Source organism: Petrotoga sp. 9PWA.NaAc.5.4 (assembly GCF_002895485.1).
GTDB lineage: Bacteria > Thermotogota > Thermotogae > Petrotogales > Petrotogaceae > AZRK01.
Genome location: NZ_AZRK01000009.1, coordinates 37,179 through 58,902, shown reverse-complemented (window position 1 = coordinate 58,902; position 21,724 = coordinate 37,179). Strand labels below are relative to the sequence as shown.

21 protein-coding genes are annotated in these 21,724 nt (G+C 31.0%); 6 read left to right on the top strand and 15 right to left on the bottom strand.

All coding sequences use genetic code 11. The features are described 5' to 3' along the window. Nucleotides 1-8: 8 nt before the first annotated feature. The 9 genes from argF to X924_RS03915 all read right to left on the bottom strand — a co-directional run bounded on the left by argF (nucleotide 9) and on the right by X924_RS03915 (nucleotide 9,923). Nucleotides 9-998: an ornithine carbamoyltransferase gene (argF, locus tag X924_RS03955; protein WP_121957647.1), complete on the bottom strand. Its 990-nt coding sequence runs from the start codon at nucleotides 996-998 to the stop codon at nucleotides 9-11. A gap of 327 nt (nucleotides 999-1,325) precedes the next feature. Next, the gene (locus X924_RS03950; protein ID WP_121957646.1) at nucleotides 1,326-1,778 is read right to left on the bottom strand and encodes a hypothetical protein; all 453 of its coding nucleotides are present in this window, start codon (nucleotides 1,776-1,778) and stop codon (nucleotides 1,326-1,328) included. 15 nt (nucleotides 1,779-1,793) lie between these two features. Then, the gene (locus tag X924_RS03945) at nucleotides 1,794-2,912 is read right to left on the bottom strand and encodes an NADH:ubiquinone reductase (Na(+)-transporting) subunit F (protein ID WP_121957645.1); all 1,119 of its coding nucleotides are present in this window, start codon (nucleotides 2,910-2,912) and stop codon (nucleotides 1,794-1,796) included. Nucleotides 2,913-2,922: 10 nt separating this feature from the next. Next, the gene (locus tag X924_RS03940) at nucleotides 2,923-3,516 is read right to left on the bottom strand and encodes an electron transport complex protein RnfA (RefSeq protein WP_121957644.1); all 594 of its coding nucleotides are present in this window, start codon (nucleotides 3,514-3,516) and stop codon (nucleotides 2,923-2,925) included. Beyond that, a complete protein-coding gene (locus X924_RS03935) occupies nucleotides 3,516-4,127 on the bottom strand; it encodes an NADH:ubiquinone reductase (Na(+)-transporting) subunit D (protein ID WP_121957643.1) in 612 nt (203 codons plus the stop codon). The genes X924_RS03940 and X924_RS03935 overlap by 1 nt, the downstream gene beginning before the upstream one ends. After that, a complete protein-coding gene (locus X924_RS03930) occupies nucleotides 4,127-4,738 on the bottom strand; it encodes an FMN-binding protein (protein WP_121957642.1) in 612 nt (203 codons plus the stop codon). The genes X924_RS03935 and X924_RS03930 overlap by 1 nt, the downstream gene beginning before the upstream one ends. Then, on the bottom strand, nucleotides 4,735-5,610 hold the full coding sequence (locus X924_RS03925; RefSeq protein WP_121957709.1) for an RnfABCDGE type electron transport complex subunit D: 876 nt from the start codon (nucleotides 5,608-5,610) through the stop codon (nucleotides 4,735-4,737). Before X924_RS03925 ends, X924_RS03930 begins: the two co-directional genes overlap by 4 nt. 177 nt (nucleotides 5,611-5,787) lie before the next feature. After that, complete coding sequence (pulA, locus tag X924_RS03920; protein ID WP_121957641.1) at nucleotides 5,788-8,484, bottom strand: type I pullulanase; 2,697 nt, start codon at nucleotides 8,482-8,484, stop codon at nucleotides 5,788-5,790. Between the two features lie 428 nt (nucleotides 8,485-8,912). Next, complete coding sequence (locus X924_RS03915) at nucleotides 8,913-9,923, bottom strand: LacI family DNA-binding transcriptional regulator (protein ID WP_121957640.1); 1,011 nt, start codon at nucleotides 9,921-9,923, stop codon at nucleotides 8,913-8,915. Nucleotides 9,924-10,490: 567 nt separating this feature from the next. On the opposite strand from X924_RS03915, the gene secG reads away from it, so the two are divergent. The 4 genes from secG to X924_RS03895 all read left to right on the top strand — a co-directional run bounded on the left by secG (nucleotide 10,491) and on the right by X924_RS03895 (nucleotide 14,529). Beyond that, nucleotides 10,491-10,727: a preprotein translocase subunit SecG gene (gene secG, locus X924_RS03910; RefSeq protein ID WP_121957639.1), complete on the top strand. Its 237-nt coding sequence runs from the start codon at nucleotides 10,491-10,493 to the stop codon at nucleotides 10,725-10,727. Between the two features lie 16 nt (nucleotides 10,728-10,743). Next, on the top strand, nucleotides 10,744-11,937 hold the full coding sequence (gene tyrS / locus X924_RS03905; protein WP_121957708.1) for a tyrosine--tRNA ligase: 1,194 nt from the start codon (nucleotides 10,744-10,746) through the stop codon (nucleotides 11,935-11,937). Nucleotides 11,938-12,042: 105 nt separating this feature from the next. Beyond that, the gene (locus X924_RS03900) at nucleotides 12,043-13,059 is read left to right on the top strand and encodes an S-layer homology domain-containing protein (protein WP_121957638.1); all 1,017 of its coding nucleotides are present in this window, start codon (nucleotides 12,043-12,045) and stop codon (nucleotides 13,057-13,059) included. 126 nt (nucleotides 13,060-13,185) lie between these two features. Next, nucleotides 13,186-14,529, top strand: coding sequence for a hypothetical protein (locus tag X924_RS03895; RefSeq protein WP_121957637.1), 1,344 nt, complete (start codon nucleotides 13,186-13,188; stop codon nucleotides 14,527-14,529). Between the two features lie 110 nt (nucleotides 14,530-14,639). Here X924_RS03895 and murA read toward each other — a convergent pair whose 3' ends face one another. Genes murA through X924_RS03880 form a run of 3 tightly spaced genes read right to left on the bottom strand, consistent with a single transcriptional unit; the run spans nucleotide 14,640 to nucleotide 17,422 of the window. Beyond that, entirely contained in the window at nucleotides 14,640-15,953 is a 1,314-nt protein-coding gene (gene murA, locus X924_RS03890; RefSeq protein ID WP_369826020.1) for a UDP-N-acetylglucosamine 1-carboxyvinyltransferase, read from the bottom strand. Between the two features lie 16 nt (nucleotides 15,954-15,969). Further along, on the bottom strand, nucleotides 15,970-16,638 hold the full coding sequence (locus X924_RS03885; protein WP_121957635.1) for a hypothetical protein: 669 nt from the start codon (nucleotides 16,636-16,638) through the stop codon (nucleotides 15,970-15,972). Beyond that, complete coding sequence (locus tag X924_RS03880; protein WP_121957634.1) at nucleotides 16,589-17,422, bottom strand: Cof-type HAD-IIB family hydrolase; 834 nt, start codon at nucleotides 17,420-17,422, stop codon at nucleotides 16,589-16,591. Before X924_RS03880 ends, X924_RS03885 begins: the two co-directional genes overlap by 50 nt. A gap of 508 nt (nucleotides 17,423-17,930) precedes the next feature. Between X924_RS03880 and X924_RS03875 the strand changes: the two genes are divergently transcribed. Both X924_RS03875 and X924_RS03870 read left to right on the top strand, forming a co-directional pair. Next, nucleotides 17,931-18,350 carry a PPC domain-containing DNA-binding protein gene (locus tag X924_RS03875; RefSeq protein ID WP_121957633.1) on the top strand — a complete coding sequence of 140 codons (420 nt, stop codon included), beginning with the start codon at nucleotides 17,931-17,933 and terminating at the stop codon, nucleotides 18,348-18,350. 150 nt (nucleotides 18,351-18,500) lie between these two features. Beyond that, nucleotides 18,501-19,262, top strand: a complete 762-nt coding sequence (locus tag X924_RS03870) for a TatD family hydrolase (protein ID WP_121957632.1) — start codon at nucleotides 18,501-18,503, stop codon at nucleotides 19,260-19,262. A gap of 3 nt (nucleotides 19,263-19,265) precedes the next feature. Here the strand turns inward: X924_RS03870 and fmt are convergent, their stop codons facing one another. From fmt to surE, 3 genes are read right to left on the bottom strand one after another with little or no spacing between them, the layout of a single operon-like run. Continuing rightward, entirely contained in the window at nucleotides 19,266-20,225 is a 960-nt protein-coding gene (fmt, locus tag X924_RS03865; protein ID WP_121957631.1) for a methionyl-tRNA formyltransferase, read from the bottom strand. Between the two features lie 2 nt (nucleotides 20,226-20,227). Next, nucleotides 20,228-20,755 (bottom strand): peptide deformylase, encoded by a 528-nt coding sequence (gene def / locus X924_RS03860; RefSeq protein WP_121957630.1) that lies wholly within the window; start codon nucleotides 20,753-20,755, stop codon nucleotides 20,228-20,230. Between the two features lie 3 nt (nucleotides 20,756-20,758). Next, the gene (surE, locus tag X924_RS03855) at nucleotides 20,759-21,517 is read right to left on the bottom strand and encodes a 5'/3'-nucleotidase SurE (protein ID WP_121957629.1); all 759 of its coding nucleotides are present in this window, start codon (nucleotides 21,515-21,517) and stop codon (nucleotides 20,759-20,761) included. Nucleotides 21,518-21,724: the final 207 nt, after the last annotated feature.

The following is a 21,724-nucleotide window of genomic DNA, read 5'->3' as shown; positions in this document are numbered from 1 at the left end:
TTATCATCCTATCCAACTAAGGTTGCAACCATAACGGCTTTTATGGTATGCATTCTGTTTTCTGCTTCATCGAAGACTTTTGAATGCTTACTTTCAAATACTTCGTCTGTTACCTCCATTTCTTTTAAACCGTACTTGTTAAAAACATCTAAACCCACTTCTGTTTTCGTATCATGAAAAGAAGGTAGGCAATGTAAAAAAATCACTTCAGGATTTTTAGCCTTTTTTATCAGTTCCATATTTACTTGATAAGGTTTTAACAAATTTATTCTTTCTTCCATTTTAGATTCCTCACCCATAGAAACCCACACATCGGTATAAATTACATCGGTTCCTTCTACAGCATCTGAATTATCTGTTATCGTAATTTTCCCACCATTTTCTTTAGCCACGTTTTTCATTTCAGCTACTAACTTTTCGTTAGGATACAATTCCTTAGGAGAAACTATAACAAAATCCATTCCCATTTTTGAAGCTCCTATCATCAAAGCATTTGCCATATTGTTTCTACCATCACCTATATAAACGAACTTTATTTTGTTTAAAGGTTTATCAAAATTCTCCATTATTGTTAAAAAATCAGCTAAAACTTGAGTAGGATGATCTTCATCAGTTAAACCGTTCCAAACAGGAACTCCAGAATATTTAGCTAAAATTTCAACAGTTTCTTGTTTAAACCCTCTAAATTCAATTCCATCATAAAATCTTCCTAAAACTCTTGCTGTATCTTCTATAGACTCTTTTTTGCCCATTTGACTATTGGTTAAATAAGTAACATTCGCACCTTCATCATAAGCAGCTACTTCAAAAGCACATCTTGTCCTTGTAGATGTTTTTTCAAAAATAAGGACTATATTCTTACCTTTCAATAATTCTCCTTTTATTCCCATGCGTTTCTTCGATTTCAAATCTTTTGAAAGGTCTAAAAGATATTTGATTTCCTCCGGCGTAAAATCTTTTAAAGTCAAAAGGCTTCTTCCTTTTAAATTAATGGGCATAAACAATTCCTCCTGTTTTATATTTTATTTACTCACTTTAGAAATTCCAAAATCTTTATTATATATATGTTTTAGCGTTGATTCTTTTACAAAATACCTCCCCACTTCTAATCCTTACTAATTCCTAATTTCTTTAGTTTCTCGGTACTTGTACCAAAGGAAGGGGGGAGAGGGCTCCGCCCTAGACCCATTTTAAATTCAAAACCACAGATATTCGGTACTTGTAGCCAAGGAAAGGGGAGAGGGCTCCGCCCTGGACCCATTTTAAATTCAAATGCTTTATTTTTCGAAAATCTTCATTTCTAAAGTCCATATTATTTTATCTTTTTATTCTTCTAAAACTTTCTTTAATTTTTCAGGATCAACTCTAAACTTAGAACCTTTTCCCTGAAAAAAATGATGTTTTTCAATTAAATGTATAGAAAGCTCTGACAACAGTATTTCTTCGTTATTTTTTAAATTTCTGATTCTTAAATTCACTTTTCTAAAGATACCGTCTTCAAAAGGGCAAGGCAAATGTCCTCTGGCTTCATCAACTTTTATAAGCCATTTATTATCGACTGTTACAGGCTCATCGAAAGCTTCTTTACCTTTTTCAAGCAAATATTTTATTTTTTTCAAATCTTCATAAAAATTTATATTCAAGACTCTTACTTTCTCTTCGTCACTTTCTATTATATCCGCAAGAGTTCTTTCATCCTCACCTAAAAAACCTTCTGCTGTTATTACTCCAGGCTTCATATTTTCGGCGGCTTTCTTTAATTCTTCGGTCATTTTCATACTGTTTCGCCTCCATCACGCAAACTTGTCATAATATATTTTATCTTCTGGTATCCCATTTGTAGTCATAACTTTTATACACGCATTTATCATACCAGGGCTTCCACAAAGATAACCTTCTTTAGATGTATTTTGATCCATTTTAGCTTTAAAATATTTATCTAAAACATCTGTAATTAAACCAACTTCACCTTCCCAATTATCTTCTGGCTGAGGTTCAGAAAGCGCAGGAATAAAATGAAACCTATCCCATTTTTTCTCCATATCTTTAAAGAAATCAACATAGTAAAGATCTTTCAAACTTCTTGCTCCAAAAAATAACCAAACATTTCTATGAGTGATATTTCTTTCATACATATCTGTTACTATGGACTTTATTGGAGCCAAACCCGAACCTCCTGCAACACATATCATATCAGCGTCAGTATCTCTCATGTAAAATTCTCCAAAAGGCCCGACCAATTCTATTTTATCGTTCTCTTTAAGATAATTATGAACATAGGTTGTTGCTATTCCACCTGGTACAAGTCTGATCAAAAATTCTACATAACTTTTTTGACTTGGCGAAGAAGATATTGAATACGCTCTCTGGGTATATTCATTAATCTTTTCATAGGGCGGAATAACTAACTGCATATACTGTCCAGCTTTAAACTCTACTTCAGGTGGTTCTATCAATTTTATCTTCACTTCTTTTATGTCATAAGTAAGATTCTTAATGCTTTCGACAACGCCTTCGAATTTTTTAGCAATAAATAATTCTTCGGGAATTTCTATCGATATATCGGATTTAACTTTTACTTGACAGGATAATCTAATATTTTGCTTAATCTCTTCTGTATCCAGCAAAGGAGCTTCCGTTGGCAATATAGGTCCTATATCTGATAAAACCTTTACTTTACAAGCTCCACAACTTCCTCTACCTCCACAAGCCGAAGGAATAAAAATCCCTTGCTCTGATAAAGTAATTAACAAAGGAGCTCCTCCATTAACTTTCAATTGTTTTTTTCCATTGTTTATATCTATATTAACTTCACCATAGTTATTAACTAAACTGTCTACTAACACAATCAATGCAGACAAAACTCCACTTAAACCTCCAATTATAAGAGATGCAACTAAAACTGGATTCATCAACACCACCTCACTGTACAGCTAACATTCCTGAAAATCCCATGAAAGCCATAGCCATAAACCCTATAGTTATTAAAGTTATGCCAGGCCCTTTCAAAGGACCAGGAACAGGAGAATTATCAACTTTTTTCCTAATAGAAGCCAACAAAATAATAGCCAACCACCAACCAAGCCCTGAACCTAAGCCGAACACTACTGATTGTAGAAAATTATAATTTCTTATTTGCATAAACAAAGCAACTCCCATTATAGCACAATTAACAGTAATTAAAGGCAAAAAAATTCCTAAACTCATGTATAAATTAGTGGACATTCTTTCAATTACCATTTCTGAAATCTGTACAATAGCAGCAATTACAATAATAAAAACAATGTATCTCAAATAATCTAAACCGAATGGAACAAGTAAATAATGGTATACAAGCCAGTTAATAGCAGTAGTAATAGTCATGACGAAAGTAACAGCCAGCCCCAAACCATTGGAAGAATTAAAATCTTTCGATACTGAGATAAATGAACACATTCCTAAGAAATTTGAAAGTAAGATATTACTAGTAAAAATAGAAGCAAAAAATAGAGAAAGAAAACCAATATCAGGAGCCATTATTTTTTAACCTCCTTTTTAAACATGTATCCTTTAAATATCCACATAAATATAGCGAGCATAAAGAAAGCGCTTGGAGGCATAACCATTATTGTCCAATTTACAAAGTTGGCTGGTAAAACCTGAAAACCAAATATAGTACCAAAACCTAAAAGTTCTCTAACAAACGCTATCATCAAAAGAATATACATATATCCTAAACTGGAAGTAACCCCATCCCATAATGATAACAAAGGAGAATTAGATTGGGCAAAAGCTTCTGTTCTTCCCATTATTATACAATTTGTAATTATTAATCCAACGTACGGCCCCAAAGCTCTACTCACTTCTGGTACATATGCTCTTAATACAATATCTATAATTATAACATAAAAAGAAATTATAAGAGTTTGAACGATCATTCTAACTTTTCTTGGGATAAAATTTTTCAAAAGAGATACGGTTAAACTCGACAATCCCGTGGCAAAAGTAACACCTAAGGTCATAATTAGAGTATTCAATAACCTATTTGTGACGGCTAACGTAGAACATATACCTAAAATTTGAACAAAAACAGGATTATTATTCCATAAATTTTCTTTAGCTATACTCTTAAAAGTTTTTTGAGCCATTAACCATTCACCCCCAATGCAGCTTTTATAGTTTTAATCGTATCGTTTACAATTCTTTGAATAGATTCTGATGTTCTTGTTGCACCTGTGATAGCATCAACTTGACCACTTTCATAATTATTGTATCTATCAGTTCCTCCAGTCACAACTCTAATTTGTCCATCTACAATTTTTAAACCTCTAAACTGCTCTTTAAACCAATCTTCTTCAATCCTTCCTCCTAAACCCGGCGTCTCATTTTGAGAGATAAACTCTATTCCCATTATTCTTGAAACATCTTCATTGACAGCTAAAACACCTGTGATAGTTCCCCATAATCCACTACCCGAAAAAATAGTTGCATAGACATTTCCTTCATCTAATTCGGCTACATAAAATGGTAAGTTGCCTATGTTTTGTATTTCTACTTTTTGATTATACTTATTGTAAGCATCTTCATCTGATTCGTAAGATATACCCATCGCTGATAAGATAGCTTTAATTTGAAAGAGTTCTTGATTTCTCGTAACTTGCTCTTTTGTCAATTCGTTTGCAACTGCCAGAACAAATACAAATATGAATGAAATTATAAAGGTGAAAATAACAGTGTAAATTTTTCCTTCTTTTTTCATGCTTCCACCTTCTTTTTAGAAAAAGCTGTGTCAAGTAAAGCTGCAAAAGTGTTTCCCATTAAAACTGCAAAACTCGTTCCTTCAGGAAACAAAGAAAAAGATCTAATTAATATTGCAGTAACTCCTATTATAATACCATAAAACCATTTAGAAGTTTCGTTTTTTGGTGCAGTTACTGGATCAGTAGCCATAAAAACAGTAACAAATATTAAACTACCTGAAAATAAAAATTCTAAAGGATTTGAAAGTTTCGGTATTGCTAATAATGAAAGAAATACAGTTAATATTGAAGCACTCAAAAACGTTGAAATCATAATTTTCCAACTTGCAGTTTTTGTTACTATTAGATATATTGCCGCTATTAATATCAAAAATATTGGTCCTTCGCCCATCGAACCTGACCTTATGCCAAAAAATAAATCGAATAACCCAATATTTTCTCCGTTAGCTAAAATTTCAAGGGGTGTTGCAGTTGTCATTACATCGTTCACCATTCTTCCAAAGTTACCTGGTTGAGCCCAAGCTTGTGTCATAATGTTTGGAAAAGTTATGTATATAAATAATCTAGCAGCAATGGCAGGATTGAAAATGTTTCTTCCAAAACCTCCATAGGCTTCTTTAGCAAACAAAACTCCGAAAATAATACCTATACTGGCAATCCACCAAGGAGTCTTAGGGGGTAAGGAAAGAACAAAAAGTGTACACGTAACTAATACAGCTTCGGTAACTTTTCTGTTTTTCCTTTTTTCAAAAAGATATTCCGTTAATATTCCAAAACCATAAACAAAAACAGAAAGGTAAAGCAATCTAATTCCATACATATAAAAAGCAAATATGTATATCGGTATCAGCGAATACAAAACTCTTCTCATAATAACTTGCTTCTGAAAAAAACCTTCTGCCACATTAGCACCCCCTTAGTAAAATTAACTTAATAAAGCTATTAATATTTTAACATAACATATTTTAACATAACAATAGTTTTAATTCAACTCAAATCCAAACAAAAAGGGCGAATTAATTCGCCCTTTTTTAATAAAAAATTGAAACTAATTTTGATACAGCACATAAACCGCTAAGGGTGCAACTTCTATTACATTCGACACAGTGTTCAAAACTTCAATTCCAGCTTTATTTTCATCAACAACTACATTCCATTCTCCCTGAGGTAAAGTCAAAGTTATCTGTTTATCAGTTTCAGCATTATAAACCACAATAATATTTCGCCATGAATCGTTATTCGCATTGTCTTTTATCATAAAAGCAACTGTCCTTCTGTATTCTTTTGGGAGTTCAAAAAATTCTATATGATTTATTATATCTTGACTACTTGTCATTCTAAATGCAGGATGTGCTTTTCTTAATTCAATCAACCCTTGATAATACTCAAAAATATCATAAAATTCCGCTTTTCTGTTCCAATCAAAGACATTTGGTTCTAAAATATTGTATGGATTATGATGACCCTTTTTGGTTCGTGCAAAATCTACTCCTCCATGCAAAAAAGGTATACCTTGCATAGTTAAAATCATCGCATTAGAAAATTTCTGTGAACTTTTTAAGATCTCTAAAGTTTCTTCATCCACTTCTTCCTCCCATGGTTTTACACCGAGAGCAAGTGCATTTTTGTCCCATAACGTATGATTATCATGATTCGAAACATAGTTTATAGTTTCTTGAGGATCTAAAGCCCAAGATTTAATCCTATTATTATATTCTATAGAACCGACTATACCTCTTTCGATTTTTATAGTTTGACCTAGAGCTCCTAAACCAAATCCTTTAACGTTTGAATCAAAAACACTACCACGAATTGCATCTCTTATATCATCGTTGAATACAGCAACTTCTAATCCTTTTTGGTCTCCTTTACCAAAAAGGATAGGTCCTCCCCCAGTCCAAGGTTCACCATAAAGAAGTATATCTGGCAAAACTGCATGAAGTTCTTCTGATATTACCTTAACGGTTTCTTTATCGAACAATCCAAGTAAATCGAACCTAAATCCATCAACATGATACTCTTCAACCCAATATTTCAAACTATCAACTATATATTTTCTAACCATAAATCTTTCTGTAGCAATTTCGTTTCCAACTCCAGAACCGTTGGTATATTTTCCAGAATTATCTGTTCGATAATAAAAATAAGGAACTGTTTGATCAAAAGGAGAATTTCTACCTACTTGATAAGTATGATTGTAGACCACATCTAAAATTACTCTTATATCATTACTGTGAAAAGTTTGAACTACCTTTTTTACTTCTTCTATTCTTGTTAAAGGATCATAAGGATTGGAAGAATATATACCTTCTGGAACATTATAAACTAATGGATCGTATCCCCAACCATATTGTTCTTCAAACTTAGTCTCATCTAAAGAACCTGCATCTTGAATAGGCATAATATGTACATGAGTTACTCCCAACTCCTTTAAATGGGCTAAGCCGGTTTTGACACCTGCGGGAGAATATGTATTATCTAAAGTTAATCCTAAATATTTTCCCCTAAACTCTTTTGGAATTCCTGAACTTTCATCTATAGTGAAATCTTTTACATGAATTTCATAAATTATAGCATCTTCAGGATTTTTGAAAACTGGTCTCACATCATTTTGCCATCCCTCGGGATCACTATCTTTTAAATCTACTATTGCAGACTTAGTAGAATTGACTGCTACAGCTACAGAGTTGATATCTATAGTTCTTCTTTTTTCTCCATAAGATTCAAATTCATACATATAATATTTTCCTTTTAAATCACCTTCAACCTCAATTTCCCATACACCATTAATATTTTTAATCATAGGATAAACTTTATATGGCTCTAAATCATTATAATCTTCAAATAATAATAAAGAAGCTTTAGAAGAAACTGGTGACCAAACCTTAAAAGTCGATTTTTCAACACTATAATTTAAACCTAAATCATTCCCATAATAATGAAAAACTTCATCGTCTAAAATATTCCTCATTATTACATAATTATCTGAAACGTATCCTTCTATATTTAATTTAAACAGATTATCAACATCATCTGGAGACAATGGATTTGATAATTTAATTGTGATACTTGTTGTGACAGAAATATCTGTAGGATCAGTCTTATAAACATTCGATACTTGTAATATTTCTTCCTTTGGATCTTGCCTTGTCAAAAACACTTTACCTTTCCAATCTTTAGTATCAAAAGGAACATTAAGAGTTACTTTTATTTCATCGAAAGAATCCATAATAGCCCCAAGTACTCTGGGACGTAGGTCTACTTTTGTTGGATCAGAATAATAATTTTCAACTCCCGAAATAACCCAAATCTCAGCTACTCCAGTTTCAGGAATACTTACAAATCTATCAACGGATATATCCTTTTCCCAATTGTCTGTTCTGACAATGAACCCTAATTCTGTATATTTTTCACCAAAAGTAATAACTGCATATTTTCCAAAATCATCTTCTGCTTCAAACAAATATCTGTTTCCCTCTTTGGAAACAGGCTTACTTGGCCAAATCCAAAGATTCCAGGGATCATACTGACCATCTGGTCTGTGATAATGTACTATCAAAACTGTTTGTGCACCAAAATCTTGAGCAGTTTTACCTTCAGAAAGGCTTGTAAAATCTTGCAAGTTAGAAGTTTGGGTTGCTTGTGGAAGAACTGTTTGCTGACCTGAAGAAGCGGTCTGACTTGAACAACCTAAAAGAGAAAAAATAGTCAAAACAATTAACAAAAAATACCAACCTTTTTTCATAGTATCTACCTCCTCATATTAATTAATTAAATTATCTTACTTACTTTAGAAATTTTAAACTTCACATTTTATAAATATTTCGGCGTTTAACTTTTTACAAAATACCTCCCTCTTCTAATCCTTACTAATTTCTTTATCTTTTTCGGTACGTGTAGCTAAGGAGAGAGAGGAGGGCTCCGCCCTGAACCCATTTTAAATTCAAATGCTTATTTTTAAAAACTTCCCATTTCTAAAGTCTCTATCTAATCCTCAACTCTAATCTTTACAAAGTAAGAATTTCTTTAAATTTCTTCGTTATTTTTACCAAAAGAGAGGGAGAAAGGCTCCGCCCTGAACCCGTTATAAATTCAAAAGCTTATTTTTAGCAACTCTAAATATCTATTACGAACTTATGGAAAGGTTTCCATTACTCAATAAAAAAAAGATATTCATGTTTCTCTTTCAATTAATTTGCCTTCAAGTTTATAATTTTCTACTTTTTTTCTTCCATTAGAGGAACTAATAAACATTTCATAAGCGATTTCAACCATTTCGGTTATTGGTTGCCTTATAGTAGAAAGTTTGAACAATCTACTTATAGGAAGATTGTCAACACTAATTAAAGAATAATCTCTTTTGGGAACTATATTTTTTTCTTCTAAATATTTTTTTGCTCCTACTCCTAACATATCACATGTTGCAAATACGGAAATGTAATTTTTAGGCTTATTCTTTATATGAGATTCTAATGCTTTGTATCCTCCTTCCCATAAGAGATCCGCATAAATAATTTTAACTTTTTTATTATGTTTTTCCATAACTTCTAAAAATCCTTTATCTCTTTTAGCAAAAACAAAAGACGTAAATTCATTATTTAACTCTTTAAAAGTTACAAGATAAAAGTTGGTTTTAGTTGGAGAATTCTTAAGAAGATAGTCAGCAGCCGTTCTTCCTATGTTCTCATTATCTACATATACTGAATCAAATCTCTCATCAAATGAATCTATTAAGACTATTGTTTTTTGAGGGATTCTACTTTGAAAAATATTTGTAACTGATAACGATGAAATAAAAACTCCATCTGTTTGATAAATTATATCGGTATTTTGTTTAATCTTTTCTAATGAAATTTGATCTATTAATGGAAAAACTATCAGCCTATAATTATGTTTTGAAAGTCGACTTTCAAGTAAAGAATACATAATGCCATAAAATTCGTTCCCCATATCTGGTACGACAAACGAAAGTGAATTGATATTCTTTGAAGATAGAGTTCTAGCATGTATATTTGGAGAAAAACCTAACTCCTCTATAACTTCAATAACCCTTTCTCTTGTTTTCTCGCTTACCTTTCCAGAATTATTTAAGACTCTTGATACTGTAGCAATACCCACGTTTGCAATTTTAGCAACATCTTTTATTGTAGGATTAGTGTTTTTTTTATCATGCCCATTTTTCACAAATTACCATCTCTCTTTTCATATTCTTACTTTACCCGCTTTAGAAATTTCAAAATCCTTGCCCTGGACCTATTTTAAATCTAATATATTATTTTTCAAAATGTTTCGTTTCTAAACTTAGTAGAATATTATCAGTTGCATTATTATAACATATTTTTTATAATAAAGGAACCGTTTCCTTTTATTTATTTTACTAAATATATTATAAAAAATTCTAATCCAATTAACAGAAATTAGAGAGAATTATCGTTTTTTAAGTTTAATTAAGCTAAAAAATCTTTGATTTTCTCTTACTTAATAATATTAAAATAAAGTTGCATAAGAAAAAGTAGTATGATATAATAAATTTAAACTGTTATATAAGATAATTGATAATTAATCTTTATAGAAATAAAATATAATAAAAATAGTAGAAACTTTAAAATGCTGGTTTAGAGTGGGTATTGTATGCATGTCTCTAATCAAGTATAAAATGCAGGAACTTTAGAAATGAAAGTTTTCAGAAAAGAGGTATTTGAATTTAAAATGAATCCAGGCGGTATATAAAAATGGCGAAGGAGGTAAAAAATGGGTTTTTTAGATGTTTTATTAATAATAGTACATATTGTTTTAGCCATAGGAGTAATTTTTTTCGCTTTACAGCGTATGCAAAAAAACAGTGAAATAGGAGGTGCTTTTGGAGCAGGAGCAGCTGCAACAAATTTTGGTAGAGAAAAAGGTTTAGATAAAGCTTCTAAATTGGCCTTAACTTTAGGAATATTATTTATGTTTAGCTGCTTTTTAGTTACATGGATCCTTTCTTAAGGAGGAGTAAATGAATTTGCATCTTGAAGATCAAATAAATATAATAAAAAATAATACATTAGATTTAATAACAGAAGAAGATTTGTTGAATAAACTTCAAAAAAAGAAAAAGCTAAAAGTAAAGTTGGGAGTAGACCCTTCGAGGCCTGACTTACATTTAGGGCATGCCGTTGTTTTAAGGAAATTAAGACAATTTCAAGAGTTTGGGCACATAGTGTATCTAATTATAGGTGATTTTACAGCAAGAATAGGAGATCCTTCGGGAAGAACAAAGACTCGTCCGATGTTATCCGAAAAAGAAGTAAAAGAAAATGCAGAAACTTATGTAGAACAGGCTTTTAAAATTTTAGAACCTCAAAAAACTATTATAAAATTTAATAGTGAGTGGCTTTCTAAATTAACATTTGCTGATATAATTAATTTAACTTCAAGATACACAGTTGCAAGGATGCTTGAAAGAGATGATTTTAGTAAGAGACTGAGAGAGAACGAACCTATTACTATTGCTGAATTTTTGTATCCAATTGCACAGGCTTATGATTCTATTTTTATCGAAGCAGACGTAGAAATAGGTGGTACAGATCAGCTCTTTAATTTATTAGTCGGACGAAAACTTCAAGAAGAATTTGGTCAAGAACCGCAGGTAGTTATGACAATGCCTCTAATAGAAGGTACAGATGGCCACCTAAAAATGAGTAAAAGTTATGATAATTATATAGCTTTTAATGATACTCCAGAAAATGTTTTTGGAAAAGTTATGTCAATACCGGATCATCTTATTATAAAATATATGTGTTATTTGACAGATATTCCAATGGAAAAAATAAAAGAATATGAAGAGAAAATGAAGAATATGGAAATTAACCCGAGAGATGTTAAAATGATTTTAGCTGAGGAAATTGTTTCTTTATTATATAATAAAGAAGAAGCCAAAAAGGCAAAAGAAACTTTCATATCAATTTTTCAAAAAAGAGATATGTCTATAGATCTACCTGAAATTGAAGTAACAGAAGGAGAAAGTATATTAGATATAGTTTCAAAAACGAAAGTATACGACAGTAATAGCGAAATAAAAAGAGCCATAAAGCAAGGTGCGATAAAAATCGATGAAGAAAAAATAGAGGATTTTAAAAATGTTCCCAATTTTAAAGAAGGTGCGATATTGAAAGTTGGAAAGAAAAATTTTTTCAGAATAAAAAAAGCAAAATAACTTTGCATTTTTTTCTATGATATAGTATAATATTATTGATTTATAAGTTTTAAGATTTTAAATACATATAAAAAAATATAATTAATCAAAAGGGGGTAAGGAAGAATGAAAAAAACGTTAGTATTCATGATGGTTATAGTCTTTGTTGCTTCAGCTTTTTCTCTTGGCTTTACAGACGTAGGCGAAGATCATTGGGCTTACGACTATGTAATGAAATTGGTTGAAAAAGGAATTATACCGGTAGATGAACCAACTTTTAGAGGCTACGAACCACTTACTAGATCAGACGCATCAGTATGGATGACAAGGCTTGTTACTTACCTTGAAAATTCTCCAGAAATTGCAAAGACAAAGGATCTTGAATATTTAGAAGTTAAAGTTAAAGACTTATCTAAAAAAGTAGACTCTACTTCAAATGAAGTAAAATCCTTAAGTGATTCGTTGAATGAGGGTGGTCTCTTGGCAGATTTAAAAGCTTCCTACAGTGATGTTAAAAAAACTGCATACAGAGCAAAAAACATTGGTGACTCATTAACAGAAGACCTGTTAATGATTACAGGAGATGTGTATCAATTAAAAGCAAATTATGAAGTTTTGAGTAAGACTGTCGATGAGACAAAAACTTTAGCTGAACAAAACTCTATGTTTGTAAAAGCACTACCAAATCTTTCAAGAAAAGTAGCAGACAACGAATCAAAGATAAATTCATTAGATCAAAGAGTTTCTTCTTTAGAAAGTTTCCAACAAACTATGATAAGAAATCATTTGAATTTGAAATATGATACTTACGACAAAATCGACAATCTTTCAAATACAGTAGCAGCTAATGAAGAAGAAATATTAGCTTTAAGTAAAGATGTCCAATCATTGAGTCAACAAGTATCTGAGGTAAAGTCTTTAGCTGAAACAAACAAGATTTTTTCTGATTCTCTGAAGGTTATTTTACCGAATATGAACCAAAGAATTACAGCTAATGAAACAAAAATAACAGAATTAAGTCAGCAAGTTGATTTAAACACCCAGGAATTAGAAAAAGGAAAAGATGAAAAGCTCTTATTGTGGATAACAGCAGGATTAGGTGTATTTTTAGGATCTCTTGGGATATATTTAGCTCAACAGTAATCTAATAAAAAATAAAAAGTTTCACTTAAATTCACAATGTTGTATTGACAAGATATTCTGAATTTTGTTATAATTAGAAAGATTTCTCAAAAACAAAATTAAAAAAGTAGAAGGGGGTATTTCTGTATGAAAAAACTTTTAGTTACTTTTATGGTGGTACTTTCTGCACTGGCTCTTTTTTCTATAGAACCAGTTATTAATGTTAGTGGTTCAGCAGGTTTCGAAGTTTTACTAGATGAAAGTGCTTTAGATGTCACTTCATCTTTGGATTTTGACATTAGTTTTGATATACCTTTTACATCTGAAAGTGGTAAGTTAAGTGCTGGTTTCACCTTGAAGCCGGTTAACTTAAAAACAGAAACAACAGTTATTGGTACAACCACCGTTTTAACAAGTGTTGAAGTAGATCCTACTATCAGTTTAAAGTACATTCAATTTGAAGAAGACACTTGGTTAATAAGATATCAACCAGGGGCTATCGTATTGAGTGATTACACTATTAATGGTTTTACAGATACGGAAGGAGCTTTAAAATTAGGTTTAAAGAATTATAACTTATCTTTAGAGTTAGCCGACTTAAAAGCAGGCGAAGTAACAGAACATGCGACTGGAACTCTTTCTTTCCCAGAAGGTTGGATTGTTGGTGCAAAATATGATTTAGGGATAAGCGAAGATATTGAAGGCTTTGTAGCTGCTGCATTCAGCAATTATGAAGGTTCAGGGAATAACAGATTCTCTGTTGAAGGTAAATTAACAAAATCTCCACTTCCGGGAGAAGAAACTGTTGATCTTGTATTTGCTCTTTTAAATGATGAAAGCACACCTACAAACGCTTACAGAGTTTATGTTGATTACAAATATCCTGTAAAAGTTGAGAATGCATCTTCAACCGTTGTATTAACACCTCATGCATACGCTAAATTTCAGGAAGGTCTAACAACAGTATTTGCTCAAGAATATAATTCAGATATAGACGATGGTGATGAAGACATATCTTGGTCTGATGCAAAAAAAATAGGAGCAGGTTTTGATGTATCTTCAACAATGGATTATTTTACATTTGGTTTGAAAGATACTTTTACTTATGATCTTATGACAGAATCATCTTCTTTATCTTTAACACCATTTGTTGAATACGAAAAAGAAAAATTATTATTAGGAGCAAAGGTACCTGTAGATATGGATTTTGTTTCTCCAGTAGAATATACTATTACTCCTCATCTTTATTCAGAACTCAGAGTAAATAAGCTTACATTAAGTGGAGACTTGTTCTATTTCTATGAAAACCCTGATGCAGATCCGGACGCTAACAAGTTAGCTTATATGGCTGGTGTTTCTTATAAAGTTGCTGACCCATTAGAAATAGGGTTGCATCTTGGTAATGAAGTATGGGACGATGGTGCTGTAGGTGCCAACGAATTGACAGATTTACATTGGTACTTATACTTAAGTGCAAGCTTAGCATTTTAATTATAATATAGATACAAAAAACCTCTATAGACTTCTATAGAGGTTTTTTTATTTTAATTCATTTATCTTCATTATTCATCATTTTTCTAAAACAAGCAAAAACTTTTACATTATTTCACATAAAACAAATCTACGCCTATTTTTTCCATCTTTTCTTGAATTTTCTCGTATCCTCTAAAAATATGATCGACGTTAGTTATTACAGTTTCGCCTTCTGCTACAAGCCCCGCAATTAGTAGTGCTGCCGCTGCTCTTAAATCAGTTGCTTCCACAGGAGCCCCAGAAAGTTTATTAACGCCTTCTATTATTGCAGTATTGTCTTCCACCCTTATTTTAGCTCCCATTCTATTTAGCTCATCAATATGATAAAATCTACTTTTAAAAACTGTTTCTGTTATAGTAGATCTACCAGAGACAAGCGACAATAATGTTGTCATTTGCGGTTGTAAATCTGTTGGAAACCCTGGAAAAGGTGCTGTTTCCATACTAATACTTTTTAAAGTAGAAAGCTGAAGCGCACTTATTTTAACTTCTCTTCTTTTACTATCATAATCAATGGGACTTCCCATTTTTTCAAATATAGAGAATAAGCTATGCAAATGATCGGCAGTAACATTCTTAACGATTAAATCTTGACCAATTAAAGCTCCCATAATTATATAAGTACCGGCTTCTATCCTATCTGGAATAACAGTATATTCAATGCCTTTAAGCTTTTTAACCCCTTCTATTTTTAGAATGGATGTCTCAGAACCAAAAATTCTCGCTCCCATCTCGTTCAAAAAATTTATTAAGTCGGTTACTTCTGGCTCTATCGCACAATTGGTAATAGTAGTTTTTACTCCATCTAATAAACAAGCCGTTGTTAAAATATGTTCAGTTGCTCCAACACTCGGAAAAGGTAGAGATACATTTATTTCTTTGTTGGGTTTTATAAGAGAACTTGTTACAAAACCATGTTCTATATTACTTTCTATTCCTAACTTTTTTAAGCCTTCTAAATGAAAATCTACCGGTCTTGCTCCAATGGAACAACCTCCCGGCAATGCAACCTTTGCATAACCTTTTCTAATAGTCAAAGGACCATAAACGTTAAATGAAGCTCTCATCTTTCTAACAGGTTCATAAGGAATCTCAGAATTTAAAATGCCAGAACTTTTAATTACTAACTCATCGTCATATCTTTCTACTTCTTTACCAGCACTTTCTAAAATCTCTATCATTGTTCTAACATCGGCTAAATCAGGAACATTCTTCAATACTATATCTTCATCAGTGAGTAAAGAAGCTCCCATTATTGGCAATACCGAGTTTTTTGACCCAGAAACCATTATTTGTCCTTTTGCTTTTTGAGGACCTCTAACGATCATTTTCCCAGAAGTATCTAATCCAATACTTTTCACTTTAAACCCCCCTAAGTACATTATAAAAATTCTTTCTTCATAATAAACTTGTAGTAGTATTATTAATAATTTCTTGAATTTTTTCTCTTAAATTTCCTTCTCCATAACTCCAGGGTAACATAAAAAAATTATTACTTTCTAGATGAACCAATTCACCATCAAAAATTAAGTCTACTCCTTTTAAATCTTCTGAATAAGAATAAAATGAACCACATTTCAAAAGTAAAGAATCTACAGCATTCTTATTATCATTTGAGCTAACTATTATTACTGGTAAAACCCCACTAGTTTCAAAGCCTCTAATCATACGATAAATAACTTCAGATATTAAGTACGGGGAATCACTAATAAACTCTTGAGGATTTTCTGATTGTTTATTAGAAGTCTGAAGATTACCAAAAACAACAAAATCTATTCCTAATTTTTTTAAATAATATCCCAACTCTCTGCAAAATTGTTGTATTAAATTATAATTTCTCATGGTTCCTAACGTTGAATAAGATAATTTTGGATCAATTTCTTGGAGATTTAAAAGATATCCGACCAAAATATCTTTTTCCAATTCAATTTTCTCTAACTCTGATAAACTATCAAAAAACTTCCCTTCTATTTTTAGTTCCTTGTTTATTATATCGTATTCACTCGCAAAAGTAAAGCTAAGTATTAACATTATTGAAATCAGTAATGAAAATTTTTTCAATTGCATAAGCGACACCATCCTCATCGTTAGTCGGTAATACATATCTTGCGATTTCTTTTACTTCTTTTTTAGCATTTCCCATCGCAAAACTATTGTTCGAAATTTCAAGCATATCTATGTCATTTTCAGAATCCCCAAAAACATAACAGTTCTTTAGATCAAAGTTATAAATTTTAGAGAATATCTTTAAGGCTTCTCCTTTCGATACTCCTTTTGGAATAAAGTCCAAATAACTATCGAAAGATTTCATTATATTGAACTTATCTTTAAACCTTTTAAGAGCCATTCCTTTTAGTTCATCAAGTGTTTTTGGTTCACAAATTGCAAGTATTTTTAATGTGGGATGATCGCTATTTTTAACAACTTTGACTAAATCATCCACTAATGTATAATTTACAAAAGAATGTTTAGCATAAGCTTTTATTTCTTCATCATCCTGTTCAGAAATTAGTACATCGTTTATATAAATATGTCTATGGACTCTATATTCTCGCAAAAATCCTATACATTCACATGCTGTTTCTTTTTCTACACCTTTTTCAAGAACAACATTCCCACTATGATCTACCAAATATCCACCGTTATAAGCAGAAACTATGACATAATTCCTAAGAAACGGCAAGAATCTTTCAATAATATATTGCATTGAAGCATACATTCTTCCGCTTGATAAAATGATAAGATGTCCTTTATCTTTTAATTTTTTTAAAGCTTTTGCCGTTCTTTGAGAAATTTCTACATTAGAGTTTAAAAGGGTTCCATCTAAATCAAATACAAAAACACTTTTCATAAAAGCCTCCTTAAATTATATCCTACCCACTTTAGAAATTCTAAAATCCTTATTATATGTGTTTTAGAATTAATTTTTTACAAAACATCTTCTCAGTTCTAATCCTTACTAATTCTGAATTTTTTAACTTTTTTGTTACTTGTAGCTCGGCAGGGTAGGGTATGGCTCCGTCCTGGACCCCGTTATAAATTCAAATGCTTATTTGTAGAAAATCCTCTTTTTTAATTGATCTATTTTTCTATATTTTTTATTTTATCATAAAAGTATGAAAAGTTAATTAATTCATATATTTATAAAAGCTTTTCTCGAACTTAAAGATTAAAACATAAATTTTTGATATTATAAAAACATAAAACTACATATTTTTTAAAAATAATATTTTGAATTTATAATGGTTTGAGAGTAAATTCTCAATCCTCTTTTAGCATAAGACATAGATACGTTAGAAATTTCTAAAGTCTGCGGGCAATAAAAAAATTATAAAAGAAATGGAGAAGATAAAAATAATATGGAATTCAAAAAATGTGGAAATACGTATATAATAAGATTAGATAAAGGAGAAGAAATAATTTCCTGTCTTAAAGAATTTTGCCAAGATCATTCAATAAATTTAGGAGAAATTTCAGGTCTCGGTTCAACCAATGATGTTACTATAGGCCTTTTTAATACTAAAGAAAAAAAATATTACTCTAAAAAGTTCTCTGGGGACTTTGAAATAATCAATTTAACTGGTAATATATCCACAATGAATAATGAAACCTATTTACACGTTCACACTGTTATTTCAGATTATGAACTTAAAGCCTACGGTGGACATTTAAATTCGGCAATTGTTAGCGGCACTGCTGAAATAATCATAAAAGTTATAGAAGGAGAAATTAATAGAAAATTTGATTCTTCTATAGGTTTAAATTTGTTTGAATTTTAATACGATATTAAACTGAAGCCCTATCAAATGTAGAATTCCCTTTTTAGGGAAATAATTTTATTTTTATAAAATTCAAACTTATACTGTTAATAAAATCCAAGTTTTGGAACTTCTAAGGAAATTAAAAATAATTAAAAAGGAGAGTTAAATTTGAATTATATAGATACCCATTGTCATATACTTCTCAAACAATTTGATGATGATAGAAATGAAGTATTAAAAAAAATTGATGAAGAATTGGATTTTTATATAGAGATAGGTATTAATATAGAAACGTCTCGAAAAATCGTTGATTTTGTTAAACAGCAATACAAAGCTTATGGCACCGTTGGCATTCATCCTACAGAAAGCGAAAATATAAAAAAAGAGACTTTAGAAGAAATAGAAAAACTATCTTTGTCATCTAAAATCGTTGCTATTGGAGAAATTGGGTTAGATTTCTATTGGAATACAAGTAAACAAGACCAGTATAAAGTTTTTGACGCTCAAATGGAAATAGCTAGAAAAATAGATAAACCCGTTGTTTTGCATATAAGGCAAGCATATAATCAAACATATGAATTTTTAAAGAAAATCCCACTTCCAAAAAAAGTCGGTGTAGTGCATTGTTTTTCTGATACTTGGGAGACTGCTAAGAAGTTTTTAGATATGGGATTCTATCTTGGATTTGATGGACCTATAACATATCCCAATAACAAAGAGCTAAGAGAAGTTGTAGAAAAGACACCTTTAGACAAAATTCTTCCTGAAACCGATTCGCCTTTTTTGCCTCCTGTACCTTACCGAGGTCAAAGAAACAATCCTATATATGTAAAATTCGTTTATGAAAAGATTGCCGAGATAAAAAATAAAAACATAGAAGAAATGAAAGAAATATTAGGTAACAACGCCAAAAATTTATTCTTTGAATAAATCTCAATAAAATTTATCCCCTATTTTAATCTTTCTGCCATTTATTGCATCAATAGTTGAAATTCTTTTTTTATTTGGAAACTGTATTTCTTTTATCTTAACTACACCATCTTTACATTTTACTAATATGGCTTCTTCATCTTTAGCAAAGATAGTGCCGTTCTCATACTCATTATTTAAATCAGATAAACTATTTGCTAATAAAAGTTTTGAACCAAATATTTTAGCTTTCTCATTATTTATTAATGCAAAACTTCCTGGTATGGGATCATAAGCTCTTATTTTATTGTGGACTTTTTCTGCTTTCCAATTAAACTCCACTTTCAAATCTTTTTGTGTAATCTTTTCTGCATAGATCACTTCTTTTTCGTTTTGAGGTTTAAGGATAAAGCTATCAAATCTTTCTAAGAATTCCAAAACGGTTTCTTTAGCTAAACCAATTAACTTATTATAAACAGCCTCAAAATTATCATCAATATCGATTGATATAGATTTTTGAATTGCAATATCCCCAGCATCTAACGCTTCTATCATTTTAAAAATGGTTATTCCTGTTTCTTTTTCTCCATTTTCTATGGCCCTTTGAATGGGAGCGGCTCCTCTATATTTAGGTAGTAGTGAAGCATGAACATTCCAACAACCTTTTTGGGGCAAATCTAAAACCTTTTTCTTAAGAATTTTTCCATATGCTGCTGTAATTATAATATTTGGATTTAAATTTAAAAGTGTTTCAAATCCTTCTCCTTTATTAACAGAACCTGGCTGAAACACTGGTAAATCATACTTCAGACAAACAGATTTTACAGGTGTTGAACTTAATTTTAATCCACGACCTCTGGGTTTATCTGGCTGTGAAAATACACCGATGATATTATATCCATTTTTTATTAGCGTTTCTAAAATAGTTGCTCCAAATTCTGGAGTCCCCATAAAAACTATTTTAAATTTATCTTTTTCAGCCATAATTAAACATCACCCAATTCTAAAGCTCGTTTTTTACCTTTTTCTATTAATTTTATCAAATCTTTTTTCACCATTGTTTTTTTTATAATCGGCAATTTATCTGTAAACAATATTCCTTCGAGATGATCAAATTCATGTTGAAATATTCTTGCTTGATAACCGTGTAATTCTTCTTCTATAAAATTACCATCGATATCTTGATATCTTACTTTAATGCCTTCAGGTCTTTCGATATTTTCAAATATATCTGGTATGCTTAAACAACCTTCTTCGTAAAGCACATTTTCCCCTAAAAATTCATTTATTTCAGGATTTATTACAATTTTTTTACCTTTGTCATTATCTTCTCTTGAATCCATAATGAAAAATCTTAACGAAATACCTACTTGTGGAGCTGCTAAACCAACTCCATCGTATAAATACATTGTAGAAAACATGTCATTGATTATTTCTTTTAATTTACTATTAAATTCAACAACTTTTTTAGCTCTCTTTCTAAGAATAGGATCTCCTATAATTCTTACTTCCATGTTTCAGACCTCCAATTGCTTTTTTAATTCGTCCATAAAATCATAACGTGTCATAAATACACTTAAAGGAGTTACTGAAACATAACCTTGACTTATAATGTTATAATCTGAGTTCGGATCATCATCGTCTTCTATAATGTTTCCTAACATCCAATAATAAGAATTCCCAAAAGGATCTTTCCTCTCTTCAAAATAATCCTCATATCTTCTTTTACTTTGCTTAGTAACTTTTATTCCCTTTATTTCATCATAACTTATCTTTGGAATATTAACATTTAATGTAGTGAACTCTGGCCAATCTTTAAAGTTCAGATTTTCAAGTAAATCTAAAACTATTTTGGCACCATCTTCAAAATTTGGATTGACATATTCAACACAAGAAACGGCTAAAGAAGGGTAACCATTTATTGCTCCTTCTAAAGCTGCAGATACAGTTCCCGAATATAGAATATCTGTTCCTAAATTTGCTCCTTTATTTATTCCAGACACAACCACATCAAATTTTACATTTTTGTATATCGCATCAAGCCCTATTTTAACACAATCTGCAGGCGTTCCATTAACCGCATGACCAAAAAAGATATCCCCAAACTTCACTTCTTTTGCCCATAATGGATTTCTTACTGTTATAGCATGTCCTGTGGCACTTCTTTCTATGTCTGGTGCAACCACATATACGTTATGCTTGCGCGAAAGATACTCCTTTAAAGTTATAATTCCTGGGGACATTATCCCATCATCGTTAGAAATTAATATATTCATATTTACCTCCTATTCTTTTACTGTTTACTTACTTTAGAAATTCCAAAATCCTTATTATATGTATATTTTAACGTTGATTCTTTTACAAAATACCTCCTCAGTTCTAATCCTTACTAATTCCTAATCTCTTTACCTTTTTCGGTACTTGTAGCCAAGGAAGGGGGAGAGGGCTCCGCCCTGGACCCATTTTAGATTCAAATGCTTATT

Coding starts and splice junctions, on each gene's coding strand:
- argF (WP_121957647.1), bottom strand. CDS start 998: ATGCCCATTAATTTAAAAGGAAGAAGCCTTTTGACTTTAAAAGATTTT.
- X924_RS03950 (WP_121957646.1), bottom strand. CDS start 1,778: ATGAAAATGACCGAAGAATTAAAGAAAGCCGCCGAAAATATGAAGCCT.
- X924_RS03945 (WP_121957645.1), bottom strand. CDS start 2,912: ATGAATCCAGTTTTAGTTGCATCTCTTATAATTGGAGGTTTAAGTGGA.
- X924_RS03940 (WP_121957644.1), bottom strand. CDS start 3,516: ATGGCTCCTGATATTGGTTTTCTTTCTCTATTTTTTGCTTCTATTTTT.
- X924_RS03935 (WP_121957643.1), bottom strand. CDS start 4,127: ATGGCTCAAAAAACTTTTAAGAGTATAGCTAAAGAAAATTTATGGAAT.
- X924_RS03930 (WP_121957642.1), bottom strand. CDS start 4,738: ATGAAAAAAGAAGGAAAAATTTACACTGTTATTTTCACCTTTATAATT.
- X924_RS03925 (WP_121957709.1), bottom strand. CDS start 5,610: ATGAGAAGAGTTTTGTATTCGCTGATACCGATATACATATTTGCTTTT.
- pulA (WP_121957641.1), bottom strand. CDS start 8,484: ATGAAAAAAGGTTGGTATTTTTTGTTAATTGTTTTGACTATTTTTTCT.
- secG (WP_121957639.1), top strand. CDS start 10,491: ATGGGTTTTTTAGATGTTTTATTAATAATAGTACATATTGTTTTAGCC.
- X924_RS03900 (WP_121957638.1), top strand. CDS start 12,043: ATGAAAAAAACGTTAGTATTCATGATGGTTATAGTCTTTGTTGCTTCA.
- X924_RS03895 (WP_121957637.1), top strand. CDS start 13,186: ATGAAAAAACTTTTAGTTACTTTTATGGTGGTACTTTCTGCACTGGCT.
- murA (WP_369826020.1), bottom strand. CDS start 15,953: ATGTACTTAGGGGGGTTTAAAGTGAAAAGTATTGGATTAGATACTTCT.
- X924_RS03885 (WP_121957635.1), bottom strand. CDS start 16,638: ATGCAATTGAAAAAATTTTCATTACTGATTTCAATAATGTTAATACTT.
- X924_RS03880 (WP_121957634.1), bottom strand. CDS start 17,422: ATGAAAAGTGTTTTTGTATTTGATTTAGATGGAACCCTTTTAAACTCT.
- X924_RS03875 (WP_121957633.1), top strand. CDS start 17,931: ATGGAATTCAAAAAATGTGGAAATACGTATATAATAAGATTAGATAAA.
- fmt (WP_121957631.1), bottom strand. CDS start 20,225: ATGGCTGAAAAAGATAAATTTAAAATAGTTTTTATGGGGACTCCAGAA.
- def (WP_121957630.1), bottom strand. CDS start 20,755: ATGGAAGTAAGAATTATAGGAGATCCTATTCTTAGAAAGAGAGCTAAA.
- surE (WP_121957629.1), bottom strand. CDS start 21,517: ATGAATATATTAATTTCTAACGATGATGGGATAATGTCCCCAGGAATT.